The organism is Thermocoleostomius sinensis A174 (assembly GCF_026802175.1).
Classification (GTDB): Bacteria; Cyanobacteriota; Cyanobacteriia; order Elainellales; family Elainellaceae; genus Thermocoleostomius; species Thermocoleostomius sinensis.
On sequence record NZ_CP113797.1, the window covers coordinates 4,610,798 to 4,628,772 of the forward strand.

At 48.8% G+C, this 17,975-nt stretch carries 11 protein-coding genes; 4 read left to right on the top strand and 7 right to left on the bottom strand.

Annotation, left to right across the window (positions count from 1 at the left end; translation table 11 throughout):
- Nucleotides 1–135: 135 nt before the first annotated feature.
- Nucleotides 136–804 carry a cytochrome b6 gene (petB, locus tag OXH18_RS19880; RefSeq protein WP_268609205.1) on the bottom strand — a complete coding sequence of 223 codons (669 nt, stop codon included), beginning with the start codon at nt 802–804 and terminating at the stop codon, nt 136–138.
- A gap of 439 nt (nt 805–1,243) precedes the next feature.
- Between petB and ctpA the strand changes: the two genes are divergently transcribed.
- A complete protein-coding gene (gene ctpA, locus OXH18_RS19885; protein ID WP_268609206.1) occupies nt 1,244–2,479 on the top strand; it encodes a carboxyl-terminal processing protease CtpA in 1,236 nt (411 codons plus the stop codon).
- Entirely contained in the window at nt 2,469–3,728 is a 1,260-nt protein-coding gene (locus OXH18_RS19890) for an HD domain-containing protein (protein ID WP_268609207.1), read from the top strand. The genes ctpA and OXH18_RS19890 overlap by 11 nt, the downstream gene beginning before the upstream one ends.
- Here the strand turns inward: OXH18_RS19890 and nadA are convergent.
- Nucleotides 3,714–4,685: a quinolinate synthase NadA gene (gene nadA, locus OXH18_RS19895; RefSeq protein ID WP_268609208.1), complete on the bottom strand. Its 972-nt coding sequence runs from the start codon at nt 4,683–4,685 to the stop codon at nt 3,714–3,716. The two genes, OXH18_RS19890 and nadA, sit on opposite strands and share 15 nt — an antisense overlap.
- 1,128 nt (nt 4,686–5,813) lie before the next feature.
- Between nadA and OXH18_RS19900 the strand changes: the two genes are divergently transcribed.
- Nucleotides 5,814–8,795: a methyl-accepting chemotaxis protein gene (locus tag OXH18_RS19900; RefSeq protein WP_268609209.1), complete on the top strand. Its 2,982-nt coding sequence runs from the start codon at nt 5,814–5,816 to the stop codon at nt 8,793–8,795.
- Nucleotides 8,796–8,993: 198 nt separating this feature from the next.
- Nucleotides 8,994–12,479: a hybrid sensor histidine kinase/response regulator gene (locus tag OXH18_RS19905; protein ID WP_268609210.1), complete on the top strand. Its 3,486-nt coding sequence runs from the start codon at nt 8,994–8,996 to the stop codon at nt 12,477–12,479.
- Between the two features lie 84 nt (nt 12,480–12,563).
- On the opposite strand, the gene OXH18_RS19910 is transcribed toward OXH18_RS19905, so the two are convergent.
- The 5 genes from OXH18_RS19910 to OXH18_RS19930 form a co-directional block, all read right to left on the bottom strand.
- Nucleotides 12,564–13,970 (bottom strand): aldehyde dehydrogenase family protein, encoded by a 1,407-nt coding sequence (locus OXH18_RS19910; protein WP_268609211.1) that lies wholly within the window; start codon nt 13,968–13,970, stop codon nt 12,564–12,566.
- 72 nt (nt 13,971–14,042) lie between these two features.
- Nucleotides 14,043–15,251: an iron-containing alcohol dehydrogenase gene (locus OXH18_RS19915; protein ID WP_268609212.1), complete on the bottom strand. Its 1,209-nt coding sequence runs from the start codon at nt 15,249–15,251 to the stop codon at nt 14,043–14,045.
- Nucleotides 15,252–15,372: 121 nt separating this feature from the next.
- Complete coding sequence (locus OXH18_RS19920) at nt 15,373–16,113, bottom strand: peptidylprolyl isomerase (RefSeq protein WP_268609213.1); 741 nt, start codon at nt 16,111–16,113, stop codon at nt 15,373–15,375.
- A gap of 250 nt (nt 16,114–16,363) precedes the next feature.
- Nucleotides 16,364–17,083, bottom strand: coding sequence for a hypothetical protein (locus OXH18_RS19925; RefSeq protein WP_268609214.1), 720 nt, complete (start codon nt 17,081–17,083; stop codon nt 16,364–16,366).
- 574 nt (nt 17,084–17,657) lie between these two features.
- The gene (locus OXH18_RS19930; protein ID WP_268609215.1) at nt 17,658–17,879 is read right to left on the bottom strand and encodes a hypothetical protein; all 222 of its coding nucleotides are present in this window, start codon (nt 17,877–17,879) and stop codon (nt 17,658–17,660) included.
- Nucleotides 17,880–17,975: the final 96 nt, after the last annotated feature.

Here is a 17,975-nt window from a genome sequence, read left to right on the forward strand (position 1 = left end):
GCTCTCCTTAAAAGCCTGGAAGTCAAACGAGTAATAGTTAAAAGAATAGAGGAAATGAGGAGATTTGAGTTACTACAGCCTAGCTCAAGCCCAAGCGACTGAACTGTGGCTCTAGCTACTAATACCCTCGTTACTCTACAACGGGCCAGAAATTCCCTGCTTGCGGATCATCAAAAAGTGCAGCAACATGAAGACCGCGATCGACCAAGGCAGAACAAAGGTATGCAAGCTGTAGAAGCGGGTCAGTGTGGCTTGACCCACGCTTTCACCACCGCGCATCAGTTCCACAATTTGATCACCTACCACCGGAATGGCACTGGGGACGCCCGATACAATCTTGACCGCCCAGTAACCAACTTGATCCCAAGGAAGCGAGTAGCCGGTAACGCCGAACGAAACGGTAATCACAGCGAGAATCACGCCCGTCACCCAGGTTAACTCACGGGGCTTCTTGAACCCACCCGTCAGATACACCCGGAACACGTGCAGAATCATCATCAACACCATCATGCTGGCAGACCAGCGGTGCACAGAGCGAATTAGCCAGCCAAAGTTCACCTCATTCATCAGATATTGCACCGATGCAAAGGCGTCCGTTACTGTCGGCTTATAGTAAAAGGTCATGGCAAAACCAGTGGCAAACTGGATCAAGAAGCAAGTTAGGGTAATTCCACCCAAGCAATAGAAGATATTGACGTGAGGGGGCACATACTTGCTGCTGATGTCGTCGGCAAGCGCCTGAATCTCTAGGCGTTCCTCAAACCACTGGTATGCTTTTGAGTCGGTTACCTGTTTAGTAAACATGAAACAAAAGTTCCAAGAGTATTATGTCTGTCAATAAATTTAACATAGCTCTCAGCCGGATTTCATTCTGCAACGCCTGAGTTAAGTTGGGTTTGAACGAAATCATAGCCGCAGGGCTTTCTCAGCTTAGCGTTTATCTAGCGCCTGTTGACTTCAGTTGAGTTACTTAGAACGATTGCATGCCACGTGGCCTTCCTTGGACATCTGTTTCTAGCCATTTGCTCTAATCATTGAGTAGATCATTAATTAAATTGGTTAATTAGGATAATTTATGGGTAAGATTCGGCTAAGGTTAAGTTCACATTTATTTAAAACTCAGAGTCTAAATTAAAGATTAGTATCGATTGCCACATCAAATGTTGCCAATCCTTTTGTAAACCTCGCTAACTGACGTTTGTCCCATAGCCGCTACTGCCTTGCTGCCTTTAGAATCTGCATTATGAGAAAACGGATTGTTCAGATTGGATTAGTACTGCTGCCGATCGCACTTGCCTTGTTATGTCTGGTTCCTACCGCAACGGCTTTTAGCGAAGAGCAGCGTTTGGTGAATGAAGTTTGGCGTATTGTCGATCGCGCCTACCTTGATGACACCTTCAATCATCAAAATTGGTGGCAGGTGCGGCAACAGATTTTGCGACAACCCCTAGATACTCGCGAGAAAGCCTACACCGAGATTCAGAAGATGCTGTCAAGTTTGGGAGACCCGTTTACACGGCTGCTGAAACCCGAACAGTATCGTAGTTTGCAAACCAATACGTCGGGTGAACTGACGGGCGTGGGCTTGCAAATTACTCAGGATGTAGAGTCAGGGAGTTTGCGCGTAATTGCTCCGATCGAGGGGTCGCCTGCTGAACTGGCCGGAATCAAATCTCGCGATCGTATTGTCAAAATCAATGGTATTTCTACGGTCGATTTGACGTTAGATGAAGCAGCAGAGCGAATGCGTGGCCCGATTGGCAGCCAAGTCACATTATCGATTCTCCATGAAGATTCAGAGACGATAGAAGACATCAATGTGGTGCGCGATCGAATTAGTCTCAATCCGGTCTATGCCGATTTGCGATCGTTATCCAATGATCTCAATGTAGGCTATATTCGCTTGATGCAGTTTAATGCCAACGCCACGCTAGAACTCTCCAACGCCATCAAGCGCCTAGAGGATCAAGGAGCCAACGCCTACATTCTGGATTTGCGCAGTAATCCGGGGGGGCTGTTGCAGGCAGGGATTGAAATTGCCCGTCTGTGGCTGAATGAAGGAACGGTAGTGTACACCGTCAATCGCAATGGCATTCAAGATAGTTTTACAGCCAATGGGCAAGCCCTCACCGATGATCCGCTGATTGTGCTGGTTAACCAGGGGACAGCGAGCGCCAGCGAAATCTTGGCCGGAGCGCTGCAAGACAACCATCGGGCCCAACTAGTGGGTGAACGTACCTTTGGCAAAGGCTTGATTCAGTCGTTGTTTAGCCTCTCAGACGGATCTGGACTCGCCGTGACGATCGCCAAGTATGAAACGCCTGCCCATCACGACATCAACCGTCAGGGGATCGTTCCTGATGTGGAAGTGCCGCTGGAACCCATTACCCGCGATCAAATTGGTACCGATGCCGATCGTCAATATCAGACCGCGATCGAAGTGTTGTCTCGCCCGTCGGTGGTGGCGGATGCTGGCTAGCCTAGGTCGCACCTATCATGATCCGCTGCATGGAGCCATTGTCCTCAGTTGGAGTGATGCCACTGAAGCTCTATTAATCCGGCTGATTGATACGCCTGCATTTCAACGCCTACGTCGGATCCGCCAGCTTGGACCTGCCAGTCTCACCTTTCACGGAGCCGAGTCGTCGCGTTTCACCCACTCTTTGGGAGTCATGGCCATTGCCCGACGCGCCTTCGATCGGCTCACACCAACCTATCCGCAGCTATTGCCCTATCGCCCAGTAGTATTGTGCGCAGCCTTGTTACACGATATGGGACATGGCCCGTTCAGCCACACCTGCGAAGAGATTTTTGGTAGTGATCATGAGCACTGGACAGAGCGAATTTTGCGAGAGTTTGAGCCGATTCGCACGCTGTTGGATAGCTTCGATCGCACCCTGTTGCCTCAACTAGAGCAGGTCTATCATCATTGCCATCCCACTGCGTTTGTTTGGCAACTGGTTTCCAGCCAACTGGATTGCGATCGGCTTGATTATCTCATGCGCGACAGCTATTTTACCGGCGCGTCCTATGGCAAGCTAGACCTCGATCGGATTCTGTTAGCGATGGGCTATGACCCGGTGACACAGCAATTGGTGGTGGCAGAAAAGGGCATGGCGGCGATCGAGCATTACCTCAGCGTGCGCTACTTCATGTATGCTCAGGTTTATAACCATCCTAAAAATCTGGCTGCCACTTGGATTTTGTCCCAAGCCTTTCGTCGAGCGCGAGACCTGTTGGCGTTAGACCAATTGCCAGCCGATGAAACCGTCACTGCATGGCTACAGCAAGACTGCGATCGGCTCTCGCTTCAGCATTACTTGGCAGCCGATGATGGCGTATTGTTCTATCACTTACAGCGCTGGCAGCAGCACGAAGATCGGTTGCTGTCGGATCTGTGCCGTCGCTTTGTCGATCGAGATTTGCTCAAAGCGTTCGATGTGTCCTACCTAGACCCCGATCAACAAACTGACCTGGTTCAAGCGCTGCAACCCTCGCTCAAAGAGTATGGACTCTCCCCGGCTCACTACTTGGGGTTACGTACAACTGTGAGTCGAGGCTATACCCTCTATCAAAAAGGGATTAACCTACAAACCCCTTGGGGACTCAAAGAGATTAGCGATCGATCGCCGCTGATTAAAACCCTGACCCAACCCTGGCAGCGTCATTGGCTTCTGTATCCGCGTGAAATAGAAGGTGCGCTGAACCAGGAATTAGCTCATTGCTAACATCCGCTGAATGGGGCGCAGCGCCGCTGTTTGGATGGCAACAGGTAAGGTAATTTCTGGCGATCGGGTTTTCATGGCCCAATACAGTTTTTCTAACGTGTTAAGCCGCATGTGAGGACACTCATTACAGGCGCACTGATTCATAGCAGGGGCCGGAATGAAGCGTTTGTGGGGTGCATCTTTTTGCATTTGATGAATAATTCCCGGTTCCGTCACCACAATAAAGGTTGAACTCTGACTCTGTAGAGCATACTTCAACAAGGCCGTTGTTGAGCCGATGTAGTTAGCGTGGCGCAAAACCGAAGGTTCACACTCTGGATGGGCGATCACTTCTGCATCGGGATGTTCCATTTGTAACCGAACAATTTGCTTTTCCGAAAACGTTTCGTGAACAATGCAGCTTCCTTGCCACAGCCGCATCTCTCGTCCGGTTTGTTCCATCACATACCGTCCCAGGTTACGATCGGGCGCAAAAATGATCGGTTGATCGATCGGAATTTGATTGACAATCTTCACCGCATTGGAACTGGTGCAGATAATATCGCTCATAGCCTTGATTTCAGCCGAGCAATTGATATAAGAGACCACCCAGTGATCGGGGTGTTCTGCTTTGAACTGGGCAAACGCTGCCGGAGGACAGCTATCTGCCAACGAACAGCCCGCCGCCAGATCGGGCAACAGGACCAGCTTATTAGGATTGAGAATCTTGGCCGTCTCCGCCATGAAATGTACCCCGGCAAACACAATCACCTCTGCGTTAGTGTCCGCCGCCTGCCGAGACAAACCCAGCGAGTCTCCAATGTAGTCGGCAATGTCTTGAATGTCCGGATCTTGATAATAGTGCGCTAAAATCACAGCGTTCATCTCGCGCTTCAGCGTTTGAATAGCTGAAACTATATCACGCGGCAGAGTAGCGGCATTGGTCGGGTTTTGGTAAGAAAGTGTAGTTGAAAACACAGCAAACAGCGAATTCCTATGTAAATGACCCAGAATAACAAGTGGTGTAATTTGTAATTATAGTTGTATTTACCAAAAATGGTGGGCGCTGCCATGCTGGCAATGGCGCGTCACCGTTCGCAACTACCCCGATCGAATGCAACTGAATCGGGTGCATTCCTCTGAGGCAGCCCTTGCTGGTGTCTCTTGTGAAGAGAGCATGTGAAGAGAGCAGTAGACCGATCGTACCCCGGTTAAGAACCCGCAATTTAGTCAAGAAGGAAGCGTTTCAGATATGTGGCTTTCATCCCCCGGCTGTTGTCGTCCCCTCACTAAGGGAAACTATAGGGGGCATCGAGAGATATCACCAGGTTTGAAACACCACTGGATCAAGGTCGGTCGGTCATACTTGAATTCAGCAACGCCTCAACAGCGCCTCAAAAAATATACTGAAGGTTTACTTTAACAATTTATTGATAGAAGATTTGGTAAAGTGTTGCCGAACTGATTGCTGAGCCTGTCCCCTGCATCGGACGATGAAGCTGTGATTGCAAGACCGTATTAGTGATACCAACTCTTGGTAATGCTGCATAGCATCCACCCGACTGCCTATGGCTCTTCCCTTCAGTACGGGGAGGTTAGGAGGGATCGGTACACTGTGCAACCGGATAGAGAATCGGTAGGTGAACAAGGGCGATCGCAGCTATGAAATTGCATAGTTGTAGAATCAGGGAATGAACCGCTACGGGTTGTACTACCTAGACCAGAGTATCCTTATCCATCAGACAGGTCGTCATAACCGCTGCAACCACTCACACCTTTAAGCGTGAATATAGAATAACTGGAAAGATTTTCACCTTGAGAGCACAGGCATTGTGATCAGGTTAGGCTCTACCATCCGAGTAGAACTCAACGTTGTACTCGCAGTTTATGGCGCACTCAAGTTTTAATTAATATTCGCTTGAACATATGACTTGAGCAAAACAATACTCGTGTAATACATCTATAAAGCTGCAACACAATCTTCCTGTTACGCCCGATTGTTTCTTGAATGAGTTGATGAAAACTCGCACACTTTCTAGCGGCCATCTCTGCAAAATGGGTGGTCATGTTTCAGCGTTTTAGAATACCCAAGTGACGGATCAACTGATGACAACTACTCCCTCCTCTCCTAAGTCCAATCCAGTAGAATCCTCGCGATCTCTCAATCAACTTCCTCTTTCAGACACGCAAGAACTGTCCGAGATTTCATACTCTAATTCTCAGTGGCAGCCTCTTCGTTGGCCACAGAGATTGGGGGTGAGAGCCAAAGCAACGGCCCTAGCTGTAATTCTAAGCGTAGTGCCTGTGGTGATTATTGGTGGAGCCGCAACCTACTTCGCTAATCGGATCATCACAGAGCGGACGTTGGAAGAAAAGGAAAAAGTTGCAAATGCAGTTGGTTTGCGACTGAATGAGTTTGTCCGGGCACGACTAGCTGATAGTGAGAAAATTGCCAAAGCCCCGTTTATGACCAATGCGGATGTATTGGAAGAAACTCCGCCCGAGTCGATCGTTGAATATTTTGACAACTTCATTGAGCAAGATCCAACTTATGATCAAATTGCCGTTATTCAACCCGATGGCGGCTATGCTTTCTTGAAAAACGGAGCCGGATTGCGCAGCAGCAAAGGAACCTGGCCCGCCGAAGATGACAAAATCAAACTCTTCGTTGAGCGCAATGTTCCCTATTTTTTGGAAGCGCGTGATACTCTGCGTCCTGCGGTTTCTCCGTTGCGGATGTCTAACACCACGAAAAAATCTGCCTTCTTTATTGCACTACCTGTTCTGAATCCTGAAACCAATCGCTTAAACTCGGTGATCTACAGCCGTACCAGCGCTGATAACATCTCCGCATTGATTAATCAGTATGTAGGCCTCCTCGTTGGCGGAGATGACCTTGAGAATGATCAGCTACGGTTTCACGTCATCGATCACGATACGGCTTATTTTGAAAGAACCGAAGACGGGCAGGAGATGGAAGTTTCCTCCAGCCGCATTGAACGAAATGGCGATTCGGTGCTGATTGATGGCCAGCCGTTTCAACCGGGTGGTGCAATTTATACCAAGACGAATCGGATCTTTGTGTCGGAAGACAATGAGGGAATCAACAGCGAAATGCAGGCTGTCTTTCCCAAATACGTAGAGTTACAGCAAGCGAATACGCCTACCACTGTCACGGATATCTCGCAGCAAGATGGCCAAGAATATTTGCTCACCTATGTGCCCATTCCCACTGTCGAAAATCTTTCGTTCGACTGGGGAGTACTTGTTGCCCAACCGACGGCTGTTGCCTTTGGACCTCAGCGAGCATTGACGCTATCACTACTGCTTGGTACAGGCATTGCCGCAATCACCGTAGGGGCGATCGCCGCGATTCTTGCCAACCGTGCTGCTCGTCCAATTGTGACTGCTACCGACGCGGTCGAGAAGATTGGGCGTGGTGATCTCAGCACCCGGTTAGAATTCCAAGGCAATGATGAAATTGCTAAGTTGGGCGAAAACATTGACAACATGGCGGCACAACTTCAGGAATTCCTAGAGGCAAAAGCTCTAGAAGCGGATCAGGAACGACTGTTGATTGCCGCACGGGGAACAGGAGCCATTCGTACCGCAGACTTGCAGGGAATTTTTGATCAAACGGTTGCAGGCGTGCGGCAGGTGTTGAAGCTCGATCGGGTAGTGGTGTATCGCCTCAATGAGCAGGAACCGCAGGGCGTGGTTTCTGAATCAGTCGGGCCCGATCTACCCAGTGCGCTACAGGAAGCCATCGTGGATGACTGTATTCCCTCAGAGCTATATGAGGCTTATCGCAATGGCCGCATTGTGGTAGCGAATGATGTGGCCCAGGCCGAGCTTAACCGTAAACATCTTGACCTGCTGCGACGCTTGGATGTGCGATCGCTGCTGATTGTCCCTATTGTGGGAGCCGATCGATTGTTTGGCTTACTGATTGCCCATTCGTGTTTTGCCCCGCGTCAGTGGCGAGAGGCAGAAATTAACTTCTTACAGCGATTAGGCAATGAGCTTGGCTTGTCTACTTTCTGGGCAACACTGCTAGAGGACACTGAGCAACTGGCGGAAGAACAGCGGCGACTGAAAGACAATCTACAAATTAGTGCGCTGCGCTTGCTGCAAGAAGTAGACCCAATCAGCCGAGGCAATTTGACAGTGCGGGCAAAAGTGACCGAAGACGAAATTGGTACGATCGCCGACTCCTACAACGCCACGGTAGAAAGCTTGTGTAAGATTGTGCGTCAGGTACAAGAAGCGGCCGCTCAGGTGGTGTCCACCACAGGCAGTAGTGAAAGCTCTGTGAAACTTCTATCGACAGAAGCGGCTCGACAAGCGGGAGAAATTTTTGCCGCCCTGGAACAAATTCAGCAGATGGCTAATGCGGCCCAAGCGGTAGCTGCTAATGCGGCCCAAGCAGAGATAGCCGTACAAGAAGCTGCCCAAACGGTTGAAGAAGGAGACGCAGCCATGAACCGCACCGTAGACGGGATGCAATCGATTCGGGCGACGGTTGCAGAAACCGCCAAAAAAGTCAAACACTTGGGCGAATCTTCGCAAAAAATTTCGACGGTGATTGATCTGATCAATGCCTTTGCGGCCCAAACCAATATGCTGGCGCTGAATGCCTCGATCGAAGCATCACGGGCAGGCGAATATGGTAAAGGCTTTGCAGTGGTTGCGGAAGAGGTCCGAACCTTAGCGCGGCAATCGGCAGAAGCGACCGAAGAAATTCGCAAACTTGTTGTCAGCATTCAGGCAGAAACCAATGAGGTGGTGCGAGCCATGGAAGTGGGAACCGAGCAAGTGGTGATGGGAACCAAGCTGGTGGATGAAACCCGACAAAGCCTCAACCGCATCACCAGGACCAGTACACAAATTGGTCAATTAGTCGAAGCGATCGCCCAAGCCACTATCACCCAATCGGAAACCTCCGAAACCGTAACCCGCAGCATGGAAGACATCGCCGCAATTGCCACGAAAACCTCCACTGAGGTGCAATCCGTTTCTGAATCTTTCACGGAACTGCGGCAAGTGGCGCAAACGTTGCAAGAGGAGGTTAGTCGCTTCAAAGTATAGCAGTGATGGGGATTGGAGGAATCGGCAACAGAGACTAGGGAATAGACCATAGGCAACCGTGCTGATCGTAATTAGCAAATCAATGAGCTTGATAGTGCTCCCGTTCCTATTTCTTGTTTTCCCTTTCAATTCCTAACCCCCAATCCCTCCCCCTTCCCTTCATTCTCAATTCCTAATTTCCAATCCCTGTGTCTTCGTATGGCTATTAACCCAGACATTCGTGATCAAGCCTACCAATTCTTCATTGAAGAAGCACCAGAGTTGTTACAAGTTCTTGAATCTGGATTGCTGACTCTCAGTCAAGATCACAGTACGGCAAAAATCCACAGTTTGATGCGAGCCGCACATACGCTGAAGGGCGGTTCCGCTAGTGTTGGCTTAGAGGCAATCGCGTTGTTAGCGCATCGGCTAGAAACCATCTTGCGATCGTTTTATAGCGATGAAATAACGATCGATACAGACTTAGAAAATCAACTATTGCAAGCCTACGATTGCATACAATTGCCCCTGACTGAACAAATTTCTACAGGTTCGTTTGATCCAGTTCATGCGTTGGCGATCGCTGATCCCATCTTCACGCAGATTGAAGCTCGCTGTGGTGAAGCGTTGCTGGAAACAGAGGCATATATGCCTAGTTCCAGCGAGTTGGGGATCAACATGGTGGCGTCTATTTTTGAAGTAGATGTGGCTCAGGGACTAGAGTCTTTATCCCATGCAATTGCGAAAGCAGAGATAAATCAAGAAACGGATAAAGTAGCTGAGTCCTTGCAGAGTCAACTCGATATCTTTGCTGGTTTTGCAGAGTTATTTAATTTATCCGATTTTGCGAAAATGATACAGACGGTGCGACAGGCTTGGGAAGCTCATTCCGATCGAGTTTTAGAGATTGCTAAATTGGCACTATTAGATTTTGAGCGATATCGCCAATCGATGATTTCTAATCAACCCAATCAACCAGTACAGCCATGTCAAGCCTTACTCGATTTGATTCACAGTTCAGACACGAGCTTAACTGATTTAAAGCCACTTGAGATTAACAACCCATTGACAGAGACAATCGAAACTGTTGACGCTAAGCACAATGTTTCAGAATCTATAGATGATTCAATGGCAGTAGATTTAGAATCTATAGAAATAAATTCTGGTGAAACTAATTTTGACTTAATTCTAGAAAGAATTAACGAAATCTCAAACCAATCAATTAATATTGATGAAAATCAGGAACAAGAAACAACACAAAACATTGATGTTTCTCTATTAGAAAGCTTATTTGGCTCTCAAGACACACTTGAATTTATTGATAACGAAGATATACCGGAGTTCTCAGAAGAATTCTTGGAAGATCCAGAGGAACTGTTAGAAGAAATAGATTACTTTGACTTTATTGTTGAATCAGAATCATTATCAAACTCGCTAGACGATCGATCGCAGAACTCACCTCCACTCAATTCTGAACTGGAACCTGAGATAGTTGAAGCAGCTATTGATAACTTAGCCGAAGACCCAGTTGAGAATGCGATCGCAGCAGCAAGTCCCCTCAATTCCTTCAATCCCTTCTTAACCGCTGATTTATCGACCGGAAGCAGTTTAGTGCCAGCGAATCCTTACCGGGATGATGCGCTGTCATTGCCGGATGCGCAGACGATTGTGCCAATGCGCAGTCGTGCTGAGGCCGAAGCTCAGACAGAACCAGACGCGCCGATCGCGCCACCGCTCACCGTTCGAGTAGATTCCGATCGCTTAGAGCGCATGAATCGCTTGATTGGTGAATTGTCGATCAACCACAACAGTCTGTTTTTGCAAAGCGATCAATTGCAGGGCACATTACGAGAACTCTTAAACCGCTTCTCTCGATTTCAATCGCTGGCCAACCAATTGCGCCAGTTTTCCGATCAATCCATCGTTGCATCAGAACGGTATCGGCTGCGATCGGATGTCCCTAGCGCCCCCACACCGTTACCACCTAATATGTTAGGTGCGCCGTCTTCCACAGATTTTTCGAGTACCACGGTGGAATTCGATTCTTTGGAAATTGATTCCTATGGCTTGCTTCATGCTCAATTGCAAAGCATCATCGAAGAAGTGGTGCAGTTGGAAGAAGCTGTGGATGATGTGGCGTTGTATGTGCGGCAATCTACGCAAATGCTGAACCAGCAGCGTCCTACCCTTACCTATTTGCAAGATGAAATTACTTGGGCCCGCATGGTGCCGATCGGTGAGGTGTTGAATCGGTTTCCGCGAATGCTGCGTGACTTGTCTGCTACCTACGGCAAACCTGTGGAATTAAAACTGGTGGGAACCGAGGTGTTAGTAGACAAAGCAATTCTGGAAAAACTTTATAATCCGCTACTGCACCTAATTCGTAACGCCTTTGATCACGGAATTGAACTGCCATCGGTGCGCCAGCAGCAAGGCAAACCAGAACAAGGTACGATTGAAATTCGCACATATCATCGAGGAAATCAAACCATTATTGAAATTAGTGATGATGGTCAAGGACTGAATCTTGATCGCATTCGGGGGCGAATTTTTGAATTGGGTTGGCTAACACCAGATCAACTGGCCGTTACTCCGCCTGCTCACTTGTTTGACTTCATTTTTGAACCAGGTTTTTCAACGGCTCGACAAGTCAGCAAGTTGTCTGGGCGCGGTGTTGGTTTAGATGTAGTGCGATCGCAACTAAAAGCGGTAAAAGGAACCGTGACCGTGGAAACAACTCCCGGTCGAGGCACTACCTTCACGCTGCGGTTGCCGCTGATGTTAACCATCACAAAACTGGTGATCTGTGCGGTTAGTTCTGCAACATTGGCGCTGTCTGTGGAACACATTGCAGAAATCTTGACTCCACGCCCTGAACAAACGCGACAATATGGCAATCAGCGGTTCTTGTTCTGGCAGCAGCAGATTATTCCAGTTTATCGCTTAGTTGATCTGCTCGACTATCGCTGTCCACTGCCAGAAACGGGTTCCAGCAAGGCGCTTGTCTCGGTTTCTTCCCCCCGCGACTGGGCAGCCCCCATGCTCGTGTTTCACAAAGATCAGCAGATCTTTGCTCTAGAAGTCGATCAGGTCATTACCGAGCAAGAACTGGTGATCAAACCCTTTAGCACCACGATCGCCGCTCCCAGTTACACCTACGGCTGTACGATTTTAGCGGACGGCAGTTTAGTCCCTGTAATTGATGCGATGGCGCTGCTTGCTACCGTGTTGCAGCCAGTCACCGACTCCCCCTCCAACTCTCCCGCATCTTCCTCACCCCGGTTAGCGGCGGCCTTGCCTACATCCGCCATTCCCATTAAAACTGCACAATCTCCCACGGTGTTGGTAGTGGATGACGCAGCCACCCTGCGCCGCTCGCTGGCCATTTCGTTGGAGCGCGTCGGATTTCGCGTTGTGCAAGCCCGAGATGGACAAGAAGCGATCGATCAGCTTGAGCAGCGTTCCTCGATTCAACTGGTGATTTGCGACCTGGAAATGCCCAACATGAATGGCTTTGAGTTTCTTAACTATCGTCGCCAAAATCCACAGATAGCCAAAATTCCAGTTGCAATTTTAACGTCGCGCAGCAACGAAAAACATCGTTGGTTGGCTACGCACTTGGGAGCCACCGCTTACTTTACCAAACCGTATTTAGAACAGGAATTCTTGAATGCCATCACCGATCTAATTCATGCCTCCTATTAACCCGGCCATATTTGATCTTGCATCCGCCCCCCTCATCCCCCTTCTCCCAGAAAAAGAGAAGATGTCGTGACAACAGTTGCCGGGTTAATAACTCTGCCGCAAATGCCACGCTCGTGGCTGCACAAACGATCGAATGCCGTCCAGCGATAGGGTAGAACCAAAGCCAGACTGACCGCGACCTGTCCACGGCAAGTAGGGACTGACTCGATCGCAGCAGTTCCAATAGGCCGTACCGCTGCGCACACGGCTGAGAATGTTGACTGCACGCGGGCGATCGGGTGTGTAAACCGCGGCGGTTAATCCATAGGCGGTATCGTTCATCAACGCGATCGCTTCATTGTCGGATGCCACTTTCTGGATACCAATCACTGGTCCAAAGGTTTCATCGCGCATCACTGCCATCTCGTGATTCACATTGACCAACACTGTGGGGGCAAAATACCAACCAGGGCGATCGACACGTGCACCACCGCAGAGCAACCTAGCCCCTTTTTGCACCGCGTCATCCACCTGTCGCTGAAGTTCAGCTAGTTGAGGTTTGCGGCTGACTGGGCCCAGATAGGTTGCCGCATCAGTTGGATCGCCCAATTGAAAGCCTTTCACTGCCTCCATGAATGCTTCAATGAACGCATCATAGATATGTTGATGAACATAGATTCGCTCAACTGCACAACAGCTTTGTCCATTGTTATAGAATGCACCATCAGCTAGCGCCGCTGCCACGGTTGATACCGATACATCTTCACAGACATACGCCGGATCTTTACCGCCCAATTCCAACTGCACCCGCGTCAATTGTTGAGCCGCTGCCGCCGCAATTTTCAAGCCAGTGGCATGTGATCCAGTGAAGAACACGCCCTGCAACGGTTGGTTCAACAGCGCTGCACCTGCTACACCGCCTCCAATTACCGGAATAAATACGTCATTGGGAACACCGACTTCATACAGTAACTCGGCGATCGCCAATCCTGTTAAGGTGGCAAATTCCGAGGGTTTGTACAGCACCGTGTTCCCCGTCAACAACGCTGGAATAAATACATTCGTGCCGACAAAATAGGGATAGTTCCAGGCAGAAATATTAGCAATTACCCCCAATGGCTCATACGTCACCACTTCTTCAAGGGCAGCCGTCCCAGGAATGACATCCGTCGCCGGATCGCGGTGCATGATCACAGGTTCCATCACCAGAGCCGTGTGCCTCAGAAAAAAGTCAATGCGGCTGGGGGTGGCTCGGAGTTCATTGAATGACTGAGTAATCGGCTTGCCCGTCTCAGAAGTCAACAATGCTGCCAATCGATCGCCTTCCTGCACTAACCGATCGCGAAACCGTTGCAGTATTTCAATTCGATCGGACAAAGGACGATTTGCCCAGCTTGGTTGAGCCATGTGGGCCCGCTGTGCTTTTTGGGCGATCGTTGTTCCATCGTCGATCGGCACCGCTTGAATCAGCGTTTCAGTCGCCGGGTTGATCAGATGCAGGGTGTCAGGCATGGAAGAAGGACAAGGGATAGGGGATGAGGGATAAACAACATCGTATAGGCAGACTTACGGGTACTGCCCAATTCAGGAACCAAACGCATCTTGAAAAATCGCATAAAAATCCGATCGGCTTACCGGACGCGGGTTCAATAGATGACAACCATCGCGTAGAGCCACTTCTACGAGGCGATCGATTGTGTCTTTAGGAATCCCTAGTTTGGTCAGGGTTGCCGGAATCGCAACGGTGTCGCGCAGGGTTTCAATCCAATCAATGAACGCCTGTCCGTCGGTGGCTTGTAGATTGACCAGCCGCGCCATGCGCAAAAACCGATCGGGGCTGGTGGGTAAATTAAATCGCATCGCCGCCGCCAACATTACCCCATTAGCCAATCCATGATGCAGATCGCACACCGTGGACAAAGCATGGGCGCAAGAATGCGTCACGCCTAATCCTTTTTGAAACGCGATCGCCCCCATCATCGAGGCATTTAACATACCACTGCGTGCCAACAGATGTGCGTCGATTTCGCGATCAGACAGTGTTCCTCCGGCGGCTAATCGCTGGGCAAATTGCACACAATCAACTAAATGCTGGGCAACTAGGGAAATTCCTTCTAGGGCAATGCCGTCACAGATAGGATGAAAGCCTTTTGCCAAATACGCTTCTACCAAGTGTGTCAGAGCATCCATTCCAGTAGCAGCAGTGATTTTGCTGGGCAAGCCCAATGTTAGATCCGGATCAGCTAGCACCACACAGGGCAACAGTTTGGGATCAAACACAATTTTCTTTTCGTGGGTCTGATCATCCGAAATTACGGCACTGCGCCCCACTTCGCTGCCTGTCCCAGCGGTGGTAGGAATAGCGACAATCGGTGGAATGGGTTGATTGATCGGACGCGCGTTGGGGTTGCCGTCTTCATACTCAAATAAATGGCCGGGATGATTCACCATTAGTGCGATCGCCTTGGCGACATCCACGGGTGCACCTCCCCCAATGGCAACAATGCCGTCTGCTGCGTGCCTTCTCCAAACTGCCAACCCGGACTCCACTTGTGAGACAACAGGATTGCCCCAAATTTGGCTGAAGACCGCAGGGTTGAAATCTGCCAGCAATTCCATAATTGAAGCGAACCAAGGCAATTGCGCGACATCGCGATCGGTAACCACCAATGGACGCTGGATGCCTAGGCTAGACAAAACATGCGGTAATTCTGTGCGGGCACCCGAGCCAAACCGAATGCGTGTTGGAAACTGATAGGTATGAATCGTATGCAAATCAACAGTGGCTGACACAATAGTACAAAAGTGCGACTCAACGGCTATGTGTCTCAGTGTAGAACGGGAGTTGCCAAGAGGTGCGCATTATTAACTAAACAGAATAATTCCCGTGAGGGAAGGGTTCTAAGCCACATGGCTAATTGCGCGACGCTCCCATCCAGATCTTGTCTGGGTCGGGCAATTGCTCAACTTGGGCATCAAACCATGCTGCAAACTGTTCTTGCAATAAGCGTTCTCGCATTGTCTCGTCTAGAGTGGCTGGAATCACTCGTTCAACTCTCACAATTATTTGTGACTCGCCAAAGGCGACAGGAGGTTGCACTTCTCCAATTGGTCGAGTGTAGAGAAATTCGCGCAGCCCAACTGGCAGTTTCCCAAATTCGATCGGCCCAATCACTCCACCTACTGGACCCTGAGAATACAAGCGGGCCACCTCTGCAAAGGACTGTTCTCCTTCGTGAATGCGAAAGAATAGCTCACTGGCCATATCTCGGTTTTCAACTTGAATCACAGAATAAATGATTTGATCGAGTTGATCTTTACGCTTAAGAAAATACGACTCTAATCGATGTCCCCACATTTGTTGCTTAAATTTGTCAATTCTTAAACGGCGCGTTGCAAGGCGCTCGACTTGAGTTTGGTCTAGACCATAATGCCATAACCAAGTTTGGAGTTCCGTATCTGATGCCAATTGCCGCTGTTGGGAAAACTCTGCACAGGCAGCGGCTGTTTCTTCAGGCGTACATTCAATGGTGGCAATCGCGCGATCGATAATGCTCTCGCAAATAACTTGAGGAATAATTTGATAATGAGTCAGTAGCGAGACTAGTTCTTCAGCAGTGATGGTGCGATTATCAATTTGAAGCGTGGTAGACATAGCGGCGATCGGAGATAAGAACTTGATAAATAAACAGGTTGTGAGGATTTCAAACTTCCACTAGAGTCCTTTAGGACTTTGGACAAAGAGAGTCCAGACAGCGGCGAAGAAAACCTAAAAGTATTGTCTAGTAATATGACCTAATCATTGATCTAGCAATACTTTTAGGCTGTTTACGAGGTAGTTTTTGCGTTGGGAATTAGACCCCGATTACAGCAGTCAATTCCCGCTGCGTTGAGTGAAACTCGACTTAAGCGTAAGTCGTGGTGAAATGATCGAAGTTGAGGGTATAACCTGTGCTACCGCTGTATTGATAGACTTGGAGGAAGTAATTACCAGACAAATCGGTGCGAATGCTATCGCTCAATGTACCACCCCGCGTCGAGCTACCCACGACTTCACCCGAGTCCACGATGCCGTTGTTGTTGTTATCACGAATCAGACGAATGTCTGCGTCGTTGCTGAGACCTGTTAGGTTAATATTAACGCCAGCATAGAATCCCAACGAGAACGAGTAAACGTCGGCTGTATTGTAATTGCTGATCGAACCGCCATAGTTTCGATCGCTGGTCAGCGCTCCAACATTGACTTCTCTTGACAACAAGTTACTCGGACGAGCCGTGGAAATATCCAGATCGTAATAAACAGCAGTACCACTATAGCGATACACCTGAGCCAAGTAACGACCGCCAGATAAACCACTCACGTTTACCGAGTCATCAGAAGTACCACCGCGAGCCGAACCGGTGATGTAAGTATCGCTAGCATCTACAACACCGTTATAGTTGTTGTCACGATATAAGCGAATATCAGCATCACCGTAACGGATATTGTGCAGATTCAGGTTGATATTTTGATTGGAGCCAAATACATCAAACGAAAAGACATCTGTAGGATCGGTAGTGGTTACGCTATAGCTGTTACGGCTGATCGGAGTGGTACCAGCAGTTCCAACATAGTAATTAGCCATTTGAGTGTTCCTTTTAGATAGAAATAGGTTTTCGATCGTTCCAAAAACTATCGTGATAAAAGTAGCTTTGGAGTGTAGAGAATGTTAAGTGCTTTGTCTTGAAGCTCTTTCTTTCTCTTCTTTTACTGTGCCAAATATTAGAGTCTGATAACAGTACCCGGTCGGGTACTTTTGGGTAAGCTCCTTCAATAAAGCAAGCAGCATCTTTATTTATCAGGGATCAGAACATGTTTTATGCAGCCTGCCCGATGGAGTGCTGAGGCAAGTGCAACAGGATTTTCCTTGCGTGCCGCCACCCTGGCATTCATCCTTTGTTGGTATTGGATTGCCGTATCCGCTCTCGTCTTCCTGCCCCTGCTCTCAATCTTTACCAGCAATCCTATCGATCGCCAAAATGAATGATAGCCCCTACAGTAAACTGTAGAGGCTACTTGCTTGGATTGACCCTAGGTCAGATCTTTAACCTAACGTGCCTTGCACTGGTTCTCGTCTATCCATAGTTGAATGAGTGATTTGATCTTTAAATAATCTATCTAAAGAGGTAGCTAAGCTAATCAACTTTCCATCTGAGGTACTACTCTGAAATCATATTTGTGGTTGATTGAGTGGTTGATTGAGTTGATTGAATCGTATTCACCTGAACTGAATCTGATGAAAGTGGCTGTGTAGCCGAGGTCTGCGGTACAGGTAGCAGAACTGAGTGGATGGGAGCGTCTGTGATGAGGACACCAACCAGAACACCGAGTAGGGCAACCAAGGAAACTTCGGCGATCGCTTGATGAAGAGGTTTGACCATAGTGGCGTTGACTTTCAGGGATGCTCCCATTCTGTCAGACCAACTTTTCAAGCAATAGCCTCAACCAAGCAACTTGATTGAAGATTGTTAATTCAG